This is a genomic window from Vulcanococcus sp. Clear-D1, from assembly GCF_014654725.1.
GTDB lineage: Bacteria > Cyanobacteriota > Cyanobacteriia > PCC-6307 > Cyanobiaceae > Vulcanococcus.
In genome coordinates this window covers 234,549-247,564 of sequence record NZ_JACVZV010000018.1, presented here as the reverse complement: position 1 = coordinate 247,564, position 13,016 = coordinate 234,549, and the positions used below count along the sequence as shown (strand labels likewise).

The 13,016-nt window shown below is 66.2% G+C and carries 14 protein-coding genes; 9 read left to right on the top strand and 5 right to left on the bottom strand.

Annotated elements, in window-relative coordinates; genetic code table 11:
- Positions 1 to 60: 60 nt before the first annotated feature.
- Entirely contained in the window at positions 61 to 1,611 is a 1,551-nt protein-coding gene (locus H9532_RS08120) for a radical SAM protein (RefSeq protein WP_296367202.1), read from the top strand.
- On the opposite strand, the gene H9532_RS08115 is transcribed toward H9532_RS08120, so the two are convergent.
- Both H9532_RS08115 and purU read right to left on the bottom strand, forming a co-directional pair.
- A complete protein-coding gene (locus tag H9532_RS08115; protein WP_296367457.1) occupies positions 1,608 to 2,900 on the bottom strand; it encodes an O-antigen ligase family protein in 1,293 nt (430 codons plus the stop codon). The two genes, H9532_RS08120 and H9532_RS08115, sit on opposite strands and share 4 nt — an antisense overlap.
- Before the next feature lie 11 nt (positions 2,901 to 2,911).
- Entirely contained in the window at positions 2,912 to 3,784 is an 873-nt protein-coding gene (gene purU, locus H9532_RS08110) for a formyltetrahydrofolate deformylase (protein WP_296367200.1), read from the bottom strand.
- A 146-nt stretch (positions 3,785 to 3,930) separates the two neighbouring features.
- On the opposite strand from purU, the gene psbQ reads away from it, so the two are divergent.
- From psbQ to pstS, 3 genes are read left to right on the top strand one after another with little or no spacing between them, the layout of a single operon-like run.
- The gene (psbQ, locus tag H9532_RS08105) at positions 3,931 to 4,422 is read left to right on the top strand and encodes a photosystem II protein PsbQ (protein ID WP_296367199.1); all 492 of its coding nucleotides are present in this window, start codon (positions 3,931 to 3,933) and stop codon (positions 4,420 to 4,422) included.
- Positions 4,423 to 4,481: 59 nt separating this feature from the next.
- On the top strand, positions 4,482 to 5,546 hold the full coding sequence (locus tag H9532_RS08100) for an FAD-dependent oxidoreductase (protein WP_296367197.1): 1,065 nt from the start codon (positions 4,482 to 4,484) through the stop codon (positions 5,544 to 5,546).
- 58 nt (positions 5,547 to 5,604) lie between these two features.
- Complete coding sequence (gene pstS, locus H9532_RS08095) at positions 5,605 to 6,603, top strand: phosphate ABC transporter substrate-binding protein PstS (RefSeq protein ID WP_296367195.1); 999 nt, start codon at positions 5,605 to 5,607, stop codon at positions 6,601 to 6,603.
- Positions 6,604 to 6,818: 215 nt separating this feature from the next.
- Here the strand turns inward: pstS and dnaK are convergent, their stop codons facing one another.
- A complete protein-coding gene (gene dnaK / locus H9532_RS08090; protein WP_296367194.1) occupies positions 6,819 to 8,720 on the bottom strand; it encodes a molecular chaperone DnaK in 1,902 nt (633 codons plus the stop codon).
- 83 nt (positions 8,721 to 8,803) lie between these two features.
- Between dnaK and H9532_RS08085 the strand changes: the two genes are divergently transcribed.
- The 4 genes from H9532_RS08085 (at position 8,804) to H9532_RS08070 (ending at position 11,148) form a co-directional block, all read left to right on the top strand.
- The gene (locus H9532_RS08085) at positions 8,804 to 9,703 is read left to right on the top strand and encodes a shikimate dehydrogenase (protein ID WP_296367193.1); all 900 of its coding nucleotides are present in this window, start codon (positions 8,804 to 8,806) and stop codon (positions 9,701 to 9,703) included.
- Between the two features lie 24 nt (positions 9,704 to 9,727).
- Positions 9,728 to 10,189 carry a Tic20 family protein gene (locus H9532_RS08080; RefSeq protein ID WP_296367191.1) on the top strand — a complete coding sequence of 154 codons (462 nt, stop codon included), beginning with the start codon at positions 9,728 to 9,730 and terminating at the stop codon, positions 10,187 to 10,189.
- Positions 10,190 to 10,278: 89 nt separating this feature from the next.
- Complete coding sequence (gene rpsF / locus H9532_RS08075; protein ID WP_010312774.1) at positions 10,279 to 10,647, top strand: 30S ribosomal protein S6; 369 nt, start codon at positions 10,279 to 10,281, stop codon at positions 10,645 to 10,647.
- Between the two features lie 57 nt (positions 10,648 to 10,704).
- On the top strand, positions 10,705 to 11,148 hold the full coding sequence (locus H9532_RS08070) for a hypothetical protein (protein ID WP_296367187.1): 444 nt from the start codon (positions 10,705 to 10,707) through the stop codon (positions 11,146 to 11,148).
- Positions 11,149 to 11,153: 5 nt separating this feature from the next.
- On the opposite strand, the gene H9532_RS08065 is transcribed toward H9532_RS08070, so the two are convergent.
- Together H9532_RS08065 and H9532_RS08060 are read right to left on the bottom strand one after the other, a co-directional pair.
- Positions 11,154 to 12,353 carry an argininosuccinate synthase gene (locus tag H9532_RS08065; RefSeq protein ID WP_296367185.1) on the bottom strand — a complete coding sequence of 400 codons (1,200 nt, stop codon included), beginning with the start codon at positions 12,351 to 12,353 and terminating at the stop codon, positions 11,154 to 11,156.
- Positions 12,353 to 12,634 carry a hypothetical protein gene (locus tag H9532_RS08060; RefSeq protein ID WP_296367183.1) on the bottom strand — a complete coding sequence of 94 codons (282 nt, stop codon included), beginning with the start codon at positions 12,632 to 12,634 and terminating at the stop codon, positions 12,353 to 12,355. The genes H9532_RS08065 and H9532_RS08060 overlap by 1 nt, the downstream gene beginning before the upstream one ends.
- A 94-nt stretch (positions 12,635 to 12,728) precedes the next feature.
- Between H9532_RS08060 and H9532_RS08055 the strand changes: the two genes are divergently transcribed.
- On the top strand, positions 12,729 to 13,004 hold the full coding sequence (locus H9532_RS08055; protein WP_296367181.1) for a DUF3134 domain-containing protein: 276 nt from the start codon (positions 12,729 to 12,731) through the stop codon (positions 13,002 to 13,004).
- Positions 13,005 to 13,016 lie beyond the last annotated feature (12 nt).

The following is a 13,016-nucleotide window of genomic DNA, read 5'->3' as shown; positions in this document are numbered from 1 at the left end:
CTGAACCAGGAAACCCTGCTGTTTGAACCCGCCGCCCCGGCCGCCGGGGCGCTGCGGGCAGTGTTGGCCTTCCCCAGCACCTACACGGTGGGGATCACAAGCCTGGGGTATCAGGTGGTGTGGGCCACCCTGGCGCAGCGCACCGATGTGGATGTGCGGCGCTTGTTCACCGACCAGGGCGACGCTCCGCACCGCCACTGCGACCTCTTCGGGCTGTCGCTGAGCTGGGAGCTGGATGGTCCGGTGCTGCTCGATCTGCTGGAGCAGCAGCGCATCCCCCTCTGGGCCGCTGAGCGAGGCAATGAGGATCCGATCGTGTTTGGGGGCGGTCCGGTGCTCACCGCCAACCCCGAACCCCTGGCGCCCTTCTTCGATGCGGTGCTGCTGGGCGATGGCGAGCTGCTGCTTCCCGCCTTCATCGATGCGCTGCAGGAATGCCGCAGTGCATCGCGGCCCGAGCGGCTGCGGCAGCTGGCTCAGGTGCCGGGTGTCTATGTACCGGCGCTGTATGTCCCCCGCTATGGCAGTGAGGGTGAGCTGCTGGCCATGGAGCCGATCGAAGCTGGCATCCCCGCCACGGTGGCCAAACAAACCTGGCGGGGCAACACCCTCAGCCACTCCACGGTGATCACACCGGAGGCGGCCTGGCCTTCCATCCACATGGTGGAGGTGGTGCGCAGCTGCCCGGAGCTCTGCCGCTTTTGCCTGGCGAGCTACCTCACCCTGCCCTTCCGCACACCGAGCCTCGACGACGGCCTGATCCCCGCGGTGGAAAAGGGCCTCACCGCCACCCAACGCCTCGGATTGCTGGGAGCCTCGGTGACCCAGCACCCGCAGTTTGCCGATCTGCTGCAGTGGCTCGATCAAGACCGTTTCGAGGCCACGCGGGTGAGCGTGAGCTCGGTGCGGGCCGCCACGGTGACGCCCGAGCTGGGGCGGATCCTGGCCAAACGGGGCAGCAAATCGCTCACGATCGCGATCGAGAGCGGCAGCGAGCGCATGCGCGAGGTGGTGAACAAAAAGCTCGCCACCGAGGAGATCTATGCAGCCGCCCGCTACGCCAAGGAAGGTGGCCTGAGCGGGCTGAAGCTCTACGGAATGGTGGGTCTCCCCAGCGAAGAGGAAGCCGATGTGGAGGCCACCGCGGAGCTGCTGCTGGCCCTGAAGAAAGCCACTCCCGGGCTTCGGCTGTCGCTCGGGGTAAGCACGTTTGTGCCCAAGGCCCACACCCCGTTCCAGTGGCAGGGCGTGCGGCCCGAAGCCGAGAAGCGCCTGAAGCTGCTGGGCAAACGGCTCAAACCCAAAGGCATCGACCTGCGGCCGGAGAGCTACGGCTGGAGCGTGATCCAGGCGCTGCTGTCGCGCAGTGACCGGCGCCTGGCACCGGTGATCGCCGCGGCCCGTGGCCGCCACGAAAGCCTTGGAGGCTGGAAGCAGGCCTACCGCGCTGTGCGCGAGGGCGAGGCTTCAGGCTCTGAGCCATTGCCTCCCGCCTGGGAGGACGTGATTCACACCTGCTGGAGCACCGAACGGGTGCTGCCCTGGGAGCACCTGGAAGGCCCACTCCCCAAAAGCACCCTGGTGAAGCACCAGCAGGATGCCCTGGCCTAACGGCTCCAGCAGCGCAGGCCTGCCAGCAGGATCCAGCCCGCGATGTTGACGCGGCTGTCGTACGTGGGGATATCCGTGGCGTGAAGCACTGCGAGCATGAAGGCGGCGGTCCACCAGGCCCGATCGAACACCGGTCCTTGGAGCATCCCCTGACGCACGCCGCGGATGTGTAGCCAGAGCACCAGGCCCACCACCAACACGCCCACCGGCAGGCCGTAGCTGAAGGCCAGGTCGATGGAGATGTTGTGGGTGTGGCCATGCCAGCGACCGGTGCGCAAGGGATAAATCACGCTGAAGGCCGCCGCCCCCCAGCCCAGCCACGGACGCTCGGCAATCAGGCTGGCTGCCACGGACCACTGGGTAATGCGCAGCGACGCAAGCTTGCGGTGACCGTGGTGGTTGAAATCATTGAGGCGCCCCCAGATCGACTGGGGCACAACCGCGCGGGCGGGATCCTGCAGCAGCGCCGGCACACCAGGCAGGGTGGCCAGCGCAACAGGCAGCAGAGCGAGCGCCAGCAACGGCAGCATCCAGATCCAGCTGGCCGGCCCCGCCACCAGTGGCACCGCTGTGACCATCACACCCCAGGCGTTGCGGGAATCGGTGAGAACCATCGAAGCCACCTGCGCCACCACCAGCAGCAACACCACCAACAGACGCCAGCCACTACCGGCCAGGCGGTCACGCCAACGGCGCCAGCAACTGATCAGCGCCGCCAGCAGCAGAGGCCAGCTCAACGCCAGCCAGGCAGCCGTGATGTTGGCGTAATCGAACAGACCAGACAGCCGGCCAGTGGGATTGCCGCCCTCCTTGAGGTGCCAGATCACGGCACCACCCAAGATCTGCCAGGGGCCATGCCAGCCCAGCAACAGCTGTCCCAAACCCGTCGCCAGCACCGGCACCGTGCCAGCCACCAGAGCCAGAGCCACCCGGCGCCGTGCTGCACCATCGGCCAGATAGGGCTGAAAAGCCCAGAAGGCCCAGAAAAAGGGCAGCCAGTTGAACAGTCCAAACCAGGCGAGCGACACCGGATAGTCCGGCACCTCCTGGGAGCGGAAGGTCAGCGCAACCGCTCCGACCACCATCAGGGCCGCAGTCAGCATCCACAACACATTGACGCGGTCATGCCACCAGGGGGCACGGCGACGACTGCCCTGGATCAGCGGCACCAGCAACAGCAGGCCCGCGAACAGGGCACTGGCGGGCAGCACAAACACAGCCAGCTGAAAACAACGCCAGCCAAGGGCATCAGCCTGGGGGGGCCGACCGGCATCCAGGCGCGCAAGCAAACGGGGGGCGCTCACTCGAACACCGCCGTGCGACCGCGGTACACCATCACCTGACGTTTGAGATGCAGACGCACCGCCCGAGCCAGGGCGAGGCGCTCGGTATCGCGGCCCTTGCGAATCAAATCGTCCACCTCATCGCGGTGGCTCACATTCACCGTCGACTGGGCAATGATCGGGCCGGCATCCAACTCTTCGGTCACGTAGTGGCCGGTGGCGCCGATCAATTTCACGCCCCGCTCCCAGGCGCGGTGATAAGGCTGCGCGCCCATGAAGGCCGGCAGGAAGGAATGGTGAATGTTGATCACCCGGTGGAAGGCATCTGGGGGGTCAAAGGCCGCCAGGAAACGCGGCGTGAGCACCTGCATGTATTTGGCCAGGATCACCAGCTCGATGCCGTGCTCCGCCAACAGCTCCAGGTGCCGGGCTTCGGCCTCCTCGCGGTTGGCATTGCTGATCGGCACATGTTCAAAGCGTGCGCCGAACTCTTCAGCGATCGAACCGAGATCCGGGTGATTACCGATCACGAGTGGCACCTGCATCGGCAGCTCGCCGGTGCGGGTGCGCCAGAGCAAATCCAGCAAGCAGTGATCTTGCTTGCTGACAAAGATCGCCGTTGGCGTGCGGTAGTCGGAGAAATTCACCTTGTAACTGCCCCCCAGCCGATCAGCCAAGGCCTTGGCAGTAGGGCAGATGGCCTCGCGGGGCAAACCGAAACCCTCCAGCTGCCACTCAAGACGGCTCAGGAACAGACCAGCTCCCTGGTCACTGTGGTGGTCGGCATGCACGATGTTGCCGCCATTGGCGGCAACCCAGCCGGAAAGCTCCCGCACCAGGCCGGGCTGATCCGGGCAGATCATCTGAAGGATGGCCGTGGCAGCCGTCATGGCGAGGCGGGGCGCAGCCCTGGAAAGGCTGAATTCTGCCGGCCTGTTGCACACAGCCAGTTGCAGCTCACCTCACAAGCGCTTCAGAGCCAAAACCCCTGGGTAAAGTCCCCGAATCAAGCTCCAATTCCATGGCTGCTCAGACGATGTCCGCGCTAACAACCCGGTTCTCATCCGCCCTGCGCAGCCTGGCCCTTGTGGCCCTGGCGCTGGTGCTGAGCTTCGGCCTCACCGCCTGCAGCGGCGGGAAAGCCAAGGCTCCCACCCTCAGCGCTGACGACATCGCCGTGATCGAGCGCCAGGCTGAAGGCTTCCTGGCCGCCCGCGATCGCCTGCCCGAGCTCGCCACCCTCGTGAACGAGCGCGACTGGACCTTCACCCGCAACCTGATCCACGGCCCGATGCAGGAAGTGGGCCGCGAAATGCTCTACATCAACCAGCGCCTGCTGCCGGCTGAGCGCCCTGAAGCCACCAAGCGTGCTGACGCCCTCAAGGAAGCCCTGGCTGAACTCGATGAAGCCGCCCGCCTGCAGGACGCCAACAAGCTGAGCAAGGCCTACATCAAGGTGGCCAGCGGCTTCGGCCTCTACGCCCAGGTGCTGCCGGCTCAAGTGCAAGCTGATCTGAAGCAGGCCTGATCGCTTCTCCCATCCCGATCACGGCACCAGAGCCCACCCGCCGGCCCACGTCGATCACCGTGATCGGCGCCGGCGTGGTGGGCCTTTCTGTGGCCTGGCTGCTCTGCCAGCACGGCCATCAGGTGCAGCTGATCGATCCAGCCCTCGCCCAGGGCCAATCGAGCCAGGCCGGCAGCAGCGCTGCCCTGGGTCTGCTGATGGCGCAGATCTTCCGGCGCAGCAGCGGCCGGGGTTGGCGGCTGCGGCAGCAATCCCTGGCGCTCTGGCAGCAATGGCGGCAGCTCCTGGAGCACAGGGGCCATCCCATCCCCTGGCGCCCTGGCCTGCTGCAGCTAGCCAGCAACGAGCAGGAGTGGCTCGCCCAGGCCCGGCTAGGCGAAGAGCGCCAGAAACAGGGGTTGCCCCTGCGGCTGCTCAACCGGGCTGAACTGCAGGAGCTCACACCCGCCCTTCCGGCTGCAGCCAGCGGAGCGCTGCTTTCACCGGAAGACGGGCAGATCGATCCTCTCCCAGCCATGCAGGCCCTGCTTCAAGACGGGCGCCGGCACGGGCTGCTCACCGAGGCAGCCTGCGTTGAACAGTTGGAACGGGCAAGCAGTGGCTGCGAGGAGCGCTGGCGCATCCACACCGATGCCGGCCTCTACTGCAGCGATTGGCTGGTGGTGGCTGCCGGGCTGGGCAGTCCACAGCTGCTGCAGCCGCTCGGCCACAGCCGGCCCCAAAGCCCCGTGCTGGGCCAGGCCCTGGAGCTGCAGTTGCCGGCAGGCTGTGATGCCGAGCGCTGGCCGGGAAGCGTGAGCTGGGATGGCATCAACCTGGTGCCCCGCCCCGGAGGGCGGCTCTGGCTGGGCGCCACGGTGGAGCCGGGGCTGAGCGATGGCAGCCCCGAAGCCCTGGCCGAGCTGCGCCATCTCGGGGGCCATGGGCCCGACTGGCTGCGCGAAGCCGAGCCGTTGCGCCACTGGCAGGGCCTGCGCGCCCGGCCCGACGACCGGCCGGCCCCACTGCTGGAGCAGCTCGAACCGGGCCTGTTGCTCGCCAGCGGCCACTACCGCAATGGCGTGTTGCTGGCCCCTGCCACGGCCGCCTGGGTGCTACAGCAGCTGGAGCAGCCGAGTGCCTGAACGGCCTGCAACCGCTGGGTCAAACTGAGCTGGAACGGCTTAGCCACCTTCTCTGACTATGCGACGCACCACCACCGCACGTGTGCTCATCGGCCTGGCCGGAGTGGCGGCTGGCCTGAGCCTGGCCTCCTGTTCCGTGGGTGGCGGCAGCGGCCCCGCCGGCAATCTGGCCGGGGCAGGCGCCTCCTTCCCGGCAGCCATCTACCAGCGCTGGTTCCAGGAGCTGGCCGGCCAAGGGGTGCGCGTGAACTATCAATCGGTGGGCTCGGGCGCCGGCGTGCGTCAGTTCACCGCCGGCACGGTGGATTTCGCGGCCTCCGATGCACCGATGAAGGCGGACGAGATCGCCAAGGTGAGCCGCGGTGTGCTCCAGATCCCGATGACGGCCGGCGCGATCGCCGTGGCCTACAACAACGCCGGCTGCGACCTCAAGCTGAGCCAGCAGCAGCTGGCTGACATCTTCCTCGGCAAGATCACCAACTACAGCCAGCTGGGTTGCGCCGATCAAAAGATCACCGTGGTGCACCGCTCCGACGGCTCCGGCACCACCTACAACTTCACCAAGCACCTGGCCGCCATCTCCGACGCCTGGAAGAACGGCCCCGGCACCTCCAAGACCGTGGCTTGGCCTACCGGTGTAGGCGCCAAAGGCAATGAAGGGGTCGCAGCCCAGCTCAACCAGGTGGAGGGCGGCCTGGGCTACGTGGAATCGGCCTACGTGAAAGGCAAGCTGCAGGCCGCTGCTCTCACCAATGCTTCAGGGCAAGTGGTGAAGCCCAGCAGCGAGAGCGAAAGCGAAGCGCTCGGTTCGATCGATCTGGGTCCCGACCTGATCGGCGGCAACCCCAACCCGATCAAGGGCTACCCGATCGTGACCTTCACCTGGATCCTGGCCTATCAGAACGGCAATGGCACCAAGGCCGATCTGCTGCGCAAGGCCTTCAACTTCATGCTGTCTGAGCAGGCCCAGGCCCAGGCGCCCCAGCTCGGCTACGTGACCATGCCCGCCCCGGTGATCGAGAAGGCAAAGGCGGCTGTCGCCAAAATCGGCAACTGAGGCCAGCGCAACCGAACGCTTGTTCAACTGGTACCAACGAAGACATCAGCGCCCCTGAGTCCGCGGCATCGTCCGCTCACGACCTCCATCGGGTCGGGCAAGGGAGAACCTCAGAGACGGGCTCACACCCGTCTCTTTTTTTGGCTGGCGCGCGGCCAATAAAAAACCCCGGCCGCAGCCGGGGTTCTCGGTTAGAGCACAGCGCCCGTTAGGCGTTACTTGCTCTCGGTGAACTCCGCGTCGATCACATCGTCGCTGGCGGATTCAGCGCCACCGCTGCCGTTGCCGCCGGGGGCGGCGGCGCCTTCAGCGCCAGCAGCTTGCTGATACACAGCAGCGCCAGCGGCGTAGAGGGCCTGCTGCAGGATCTCGAGTTCGGACTTCATGGTGTCGTAGTCCTCCTTCTCGATCGCCTCCTTGAGCTTGGCGGAAGAAGCCTCCACCTTGCTCTTGTCCTCGGCGCTCACCTTGTCGCCCAGTTCGCCCAGCTGCTTCTCGGCCTGATACACCAGGGTTTCGGCCTGGTTCTTCAGGTCGATGCGCTCGCGCTTTTCCTTGTCGGCGCTGGCGTTGGCTTCGGCGTCCTTCACCATCTTTTCCACCTCGTTGTCACTGAGGGTGGAAGCACCGGTGATCGAGATGCTCTGCTCCTTGCCGCTGCCCTTGTCCTTGGCGGTCACGCTCAGGATGCCGTTGGCATCGATGTCGAAGGTCACTTCGATCTGAGGCACGCCACGGGGAGCGGGGGGGATGCCATCGAGGCGGAAGGTTCCAAGCGACTTGTTGTCGCTGGCCATCTCGCGCTCGCCCTGCAGCACGTGGATTTCCACGTTGGTCTGCCCATCGACAGCCGTGGAGTACACCTCCGACTTCTTGGTGGGGATCGTGGTGTTGCGGGGAATCATCTTCGTCATCACACCGCCCAGGGTCTCCACACCCAGGGAGAGGGGGCTGACGTCCAGCAGCAGGATGTCCTTCACCTCACCGGCGAGCACACCGCCCTGGATGGCGGCACCCACGGCCACCACCTCGTCGGGGTTCACGGTCTGGTTGGGGTCCTTGCCGGTGATGCGCTTCACCAGCTCCAGCACCGCGGGGATGCGGGTGGAACCACCCACCATCACCACTTCATCGAGCTCGGAGGAGGAGAGCTTGGCGTCCTTGAGCGCCTGCTCCACCGGCACGCGGCAGCGGTCGATCAGCTTGGAAGCCAGCTCCTCGAACTTGGCGCGGGTGAGGGTGAGATCGAGGTGCTTGGGACCCTCAGGGGTGGCCGTGATGAACGGCAGGTTGATCTCGCTTTGGGTGGCGCTGGAGAGCTCGATCTTGGCCTTCTCAGCGGCCTCGGTGAGGCGCTGCAGGGCCTGCTTGTCCTGGCGCAGATCAATCCCTTCGTTGGCCTTGAAGGTGTCGGCCAGGTGATCCACGATCACCTTGTCGAAGTCGTCGCCGCCCAGGTGGGTGTCGCCGGAGGTGGAGAGCACCTCGAACACCCCATCGCCCACCTCGAGCACGGACACGTCGAAGGTGCCGCCGCCCAGGTCGAACACCAGGATGCGCTCGTTGCTCTTCTTGTCGAGGCCGTAGGCCAGCGCAGCCGCGGTGGGCTCGTTGATGATGCGCAGCACCTCGAGGCCAGCGATCTTGCCGGCGTCTTTGGTGGCCTGGCGCTGGGAGTCGTTGAAGTAAGCCGGAACGGTGATCACCGCCTGGGTGACGGTTTCACCGAGATACTTGCCAGCGTCTTCCGCCAGCTTGCGCAGCACCTGGGCGCTCACCTCTTCAGGGGCGAACTGCTTGCCCAGCACCGGGCACTTCACCTTCACGTTGGAGCCGGCCTTCTCCACGCCGTAGCTCACTTCCTTCGACTCTTCGTTCACCTCATCGACGCGGCGGCCGATGAAGCGCTTCACCGAATAAAAGGTGTTCTCCGGGTTCATCACCGCCTGACGTTTGGCGATCTGACCCACCAGCTGATCCTGGTTTTTCGTGTAGGCGACCACAGAGGGCGTGGTGCGGAAGCCCTCGGCATTGGCGATCACGGTGGGCTTGCCGCCCTCCATGACTGCCACGCAGCTGTTCGTGGTGCCAAGGTCGATACCGACAACCTTGCCCATGACTGTCCTCTGAACTGGAGGCATCCTCAACAGCAGGCCCCAGTCAGGGCTAGGTGTGGTTGCCGAACAGCACCCGACCCAGCGTGAGCGGCCTCCCCAGCATTCGCGGTACCACGGCGCTTGTGGGGGTGCTCGGCAACCCGGTGCACCACTCGCTTTCACCGGTGATGCAGAACGCGGCGCTGCAGGCGATGGGACTGGACTGGGTGTTCCTGGCGCTGCCAGCTCCTTCCACGGAGCTGGCCACAGTGGTGCGGGGGCTGGAGGCCATGGACTGCCGCGGCCTCAACGTGACCATCCCCCATAAGCACAGCGTGGCGGCCCTCACCCGTGAGCTCAGTCCCCTCGCGCAGCGGCTCGGGGCGGTGAACGTGTTGGTGCCCATGGCCGGCGGCGGCTGGCATGGCACCAACACCGATGTAGAGGGTTTCTGCGCGCCGCTGCGGCGCGGCGGGACCAGCTGGAGCGGCAAGCGCGCGGTGGTGCTGGGCTGCGGCGGCAGCGCCCGGGCCGTGGTTGCGGGGCTGGTGGAGCTGGGCTTCGCCGAGATCCATCTGGCAGGGCGGCGACCTGAGGCTCTGGAGGCTTTCCTTGCGGACTGCCGGGCCTGGGCACCGCAGCTCCAGGCGTTGCCCTGGGCCAGCGACAGCCCTGCTCTGGCAGACGTGCTGGCGGCAGCAGATCTGGTGGTGAACACCACCCCGGTGGGCATGGCCTCGGCCAGCAATCCCGCCGCCGCCGAGGCCTGCCCGCTGAGCAAGCCAGAGCTGTCTGCCCTGCAGCCCAGCTGCTGCGTCTACGACATCATCTACACCCCGCGGCCCACCCAACTGCTGCAACGCGCTGCCGCCCGGGGCTGCCACAGCCTCGATGGCCTGGAGATGCTGGTGGAGCAAGGTGCCGCTGCCCTGCGGCTCTGGAGCGGCCGCAGCGATGTACCGGTGGCGGTCATGCGCCAGGCACTGCTCGAGCAGCTGCCATAACCTCTGCGCAATGGCGTGAGCGCGATGGGCGACATCCCCTGGTGGCAGCGATTCCTGGCAGTGCTGGCCTACCTGCTGCCCTGGAGCGACGCCCTGCCCTTCGGTGAATCACTCGACAACCTGTTTCCAGCCCTGCAGTGGCTGATGCTGCCGGCGATTCCCGTGGTGCTCCTGGAGCGCAACGTGCCCTTCGGCGGCTTCCTGCTCTTCCTGGTGCTCTTCCTGGCGGTGGTGCGCAACCCGCGCATCCCCTACTTCCTGCGCTTCAACGTGCTGCAGGCGATCCTGCTCGACATCGTGCTGGTGGTGCTCTCACTGGCCTTCCAGCTGCTGCGCCTCGGCAGCCTCGGCTTCGCTGGCCGCACGCTGGCCAACACGGTTTTTCTGGGGATGCTGGTGCTGCTGGTGTTTGCCGTGGTGCAGTGCGTGCGCGGCAAAGAGGCCGACGTGCCGAGCCTCTCCGAAGCGGTGCGCATGCAGCTGTAGGGTGGACGATCCGCCGCTGGAGAGCAGGGGCCTAGCTCCGGCCCACCAGCCACCGTTCCCTTCGGCGTCCACGTCGGATCGCGCAAGCCATGTCGCAGCCCTATTACGAAACGATGTACATCCTTCGTCCGGACATCCCGGAGGAAGAGGTGGAGACCCACGTCACCAAGTACCGCGATCTGGTGACGGAAGCCGGTGCTGAGGTGCTGGATTGCCAGATGCGCGGCAAGCGCCGTCTGGCCTACCCCATCGCCAAGCACAAGGAAGGCATCTACGTGCAGCTCGCCCACAACGGCGACGGCCAGCAGGTGGCCACCCTGGAGAAGGCCATGCGCATCTCCGAAGACGTGATTCGTTATCTGACCGTCAAGCAAGACGGCCCCCTGCCGGCTCCCCGCAGCGGCCCCGTGGCCCAGGCCACCAGCGATGCCGCTGCCCTGCAGACCACCGAAGCCTGATCGCTTCCCTTAGCTTGAATCCCGACCAGGCCTTGGTTAAGGTTTGGTCGGTTTTTTATGGCTGGGCTGACAACGGTGGACGACGCCAGCACCGATCAGCCGCACGTGCAACCTGAAGCCGAACAGGCTCAGGATTCTGGCTTCCAGTTGAGCGAACACCAGCTGCAGCTGGCTCTGGCCAGTGCTGAACGCAAGCTGGCCGAAGCGCGACTTCAGATTGCCGAATTGGAAGCCCTGCTGGAGGAGCTTCCAGACATCTTTGAGCGGAAGTTCGAGCAGCGCCTTCAACCGGTGCTCGAACGGCAGGAACGCCTGCTCGACGACAACGCCGATCTGCGGCAGCAGATTCAGATGCTGGCGCCCGTGCCCGGCGAGGTGCGCTTGCGCTTCAACCCCGCCACGGCTGAGGCGAGCGGCGCCCCAGCCCTGCCGCAGCTCCCCAGCCGCCCGGCGATGCGGCGCCTGGGCCGGGCAGATCGCCGAGGCCCACGCGCCGCTTGATCAGATCAGCGCTGGCTGGCAGCCCAGAGGCGAGTGGGCAAACCCCACACATAGATGAAGCCCTCAGCGGCGCGGTGATCGAACTGATCGCCGGCGTCGTAGGTGGCCATGTCGGGCACGTAAAGGCTATTAGCGCTGCTGCGGCCCACCACGGTGGCGTTGCCCTTGTGCAGCTTCACCTTCACGGTGCCGTTCACGGTGCGCTGGGTGCGCTCAATGAAGCCGTCGAGGGCATCCTTGAGCGGGCCATACCAGAGGCCCTGATACACCTGATCCGCCCACTGCTGCTCCAGCTGGCGCTTGCTGCGCAGCACATCGGCCGCGAGGGTGAGGCTCTCCAGTTCCTGGTGGGCCTTGATCAGCAACAGCAGACCTGGGGTTTCGTAGATCTCGCGACTTTTGATGCCCACCACCCGGTTCTCTATCATGTCGAGGCGGCCGAAACCGTGGCTGCCGGCCAGTTCATTGGCGCGGCGAATCAGGCTCACCGGATCAAGGCGCACGCCATCGATGCTCACGGGATTGCCCTGCTCAAATCCGATCTCCACCACCTGGGGCTGATCGGGAGCGGCATCCACACTCACGGTAAGGGCGTAGATCTCCTCGGGCGGCTCCACATTGGGATCCTCGAGCGGGCCGGCCTCAATCGAGCGGCCCAGCAGGTTGAGATCGATTGAATAGGGCGACTTCTTGCTCACAGGCGAGGGGATACCGCAACGCTCGCCGTAGGCGATGGTTTCCTCGCGGCTCATGCCCCATTCGCGCGCGGGGGTAAGCACCTTCAAATCGGGGGCGAGGGCCCCGATGGCCACATCGAAGCGCACCTGGTCGTTGCCCTTGCCAGTGCAGCCGTGGGCCACGGCATCGGCGCCCACCTCGCGGGCGATCTCCACCAGGCGGCGGGCGATCAGCGGCCGGGCCAGGGCGGTGGAGAGGGGATAGCGGCCTTCATAGAGGGCGTTAGCGCGGATCGCCGGGAAGGCGAACTCGCGGATGAAGGGTTCGATGAGGTCGCCCACGATCGATTGGCTGGCCCCGGAATCGAGCGCTTTCTGGCGGATCGGCTCGAGCTCATCACCCTGGCCCAGGTCGGCGGCGAAGGTGATCACCTCCTCCACGCCCCATTCGTTCTTCAGGTAAGGGATGCAGACGCTGGTGTCCACACCGCCGGAATAGGCCAGCACCGCCTTCTTGGCCCTGCCCATCAATGCTCTCCGTGCGCGCAATCGATCGATTCTCCCCTGTCGTGGTGGCGCCGCATCCGAGCGAGCAGCAGGGCCGCCATCAGGGCCGGCGGCAGCAGCACCAGCAGCAGCGCCAACAGGGCCGGCCGCCCGGGATCAGCCTGGGCCCAGGCCTGCTGCAACAGAGGCGTTGGCCAGCGCCAGCCGGCCGCCACCAGCAGAGCGCTCAGGCCGAGCGCCAACAGCCAGGGCCCCAATAGGGAGCGCCAGACGGGCAAGGCGGGGTGAGCCAGGGCAGCCACGGAGAGGGACTCCGATAGGATGGCGGATTGGCCCACGCTGGGGTGCAAGCCCAGCCGCCAGCCGTCCGCGCCATAGCAGCCCTAGCCGTCAGCAATGAGCAGCAATCTCAGCACAAGCCTCAGCCAGCTGGATGGGATCAACCCGTCGCTCACCCGCTATGGCCGCAATGAGCCAGCTCCGGTGCTGCCTCTGCGGGAAGAGCCCGATCTGCTGAGCTGGCTGGAAAGCAGCGGCCGCCTGGTGGCGGATGAGGAAACCGCCAGCACCGATGTGAGCACTGTGGAAGAGGAAGAGCTCTCCGCACTGATGGGCGAGAAAGAGGATTACAACGCCGCCGACGAGCAGAGCGAGGAAGATTGGGAGGACTGACGTCCTCAGCCC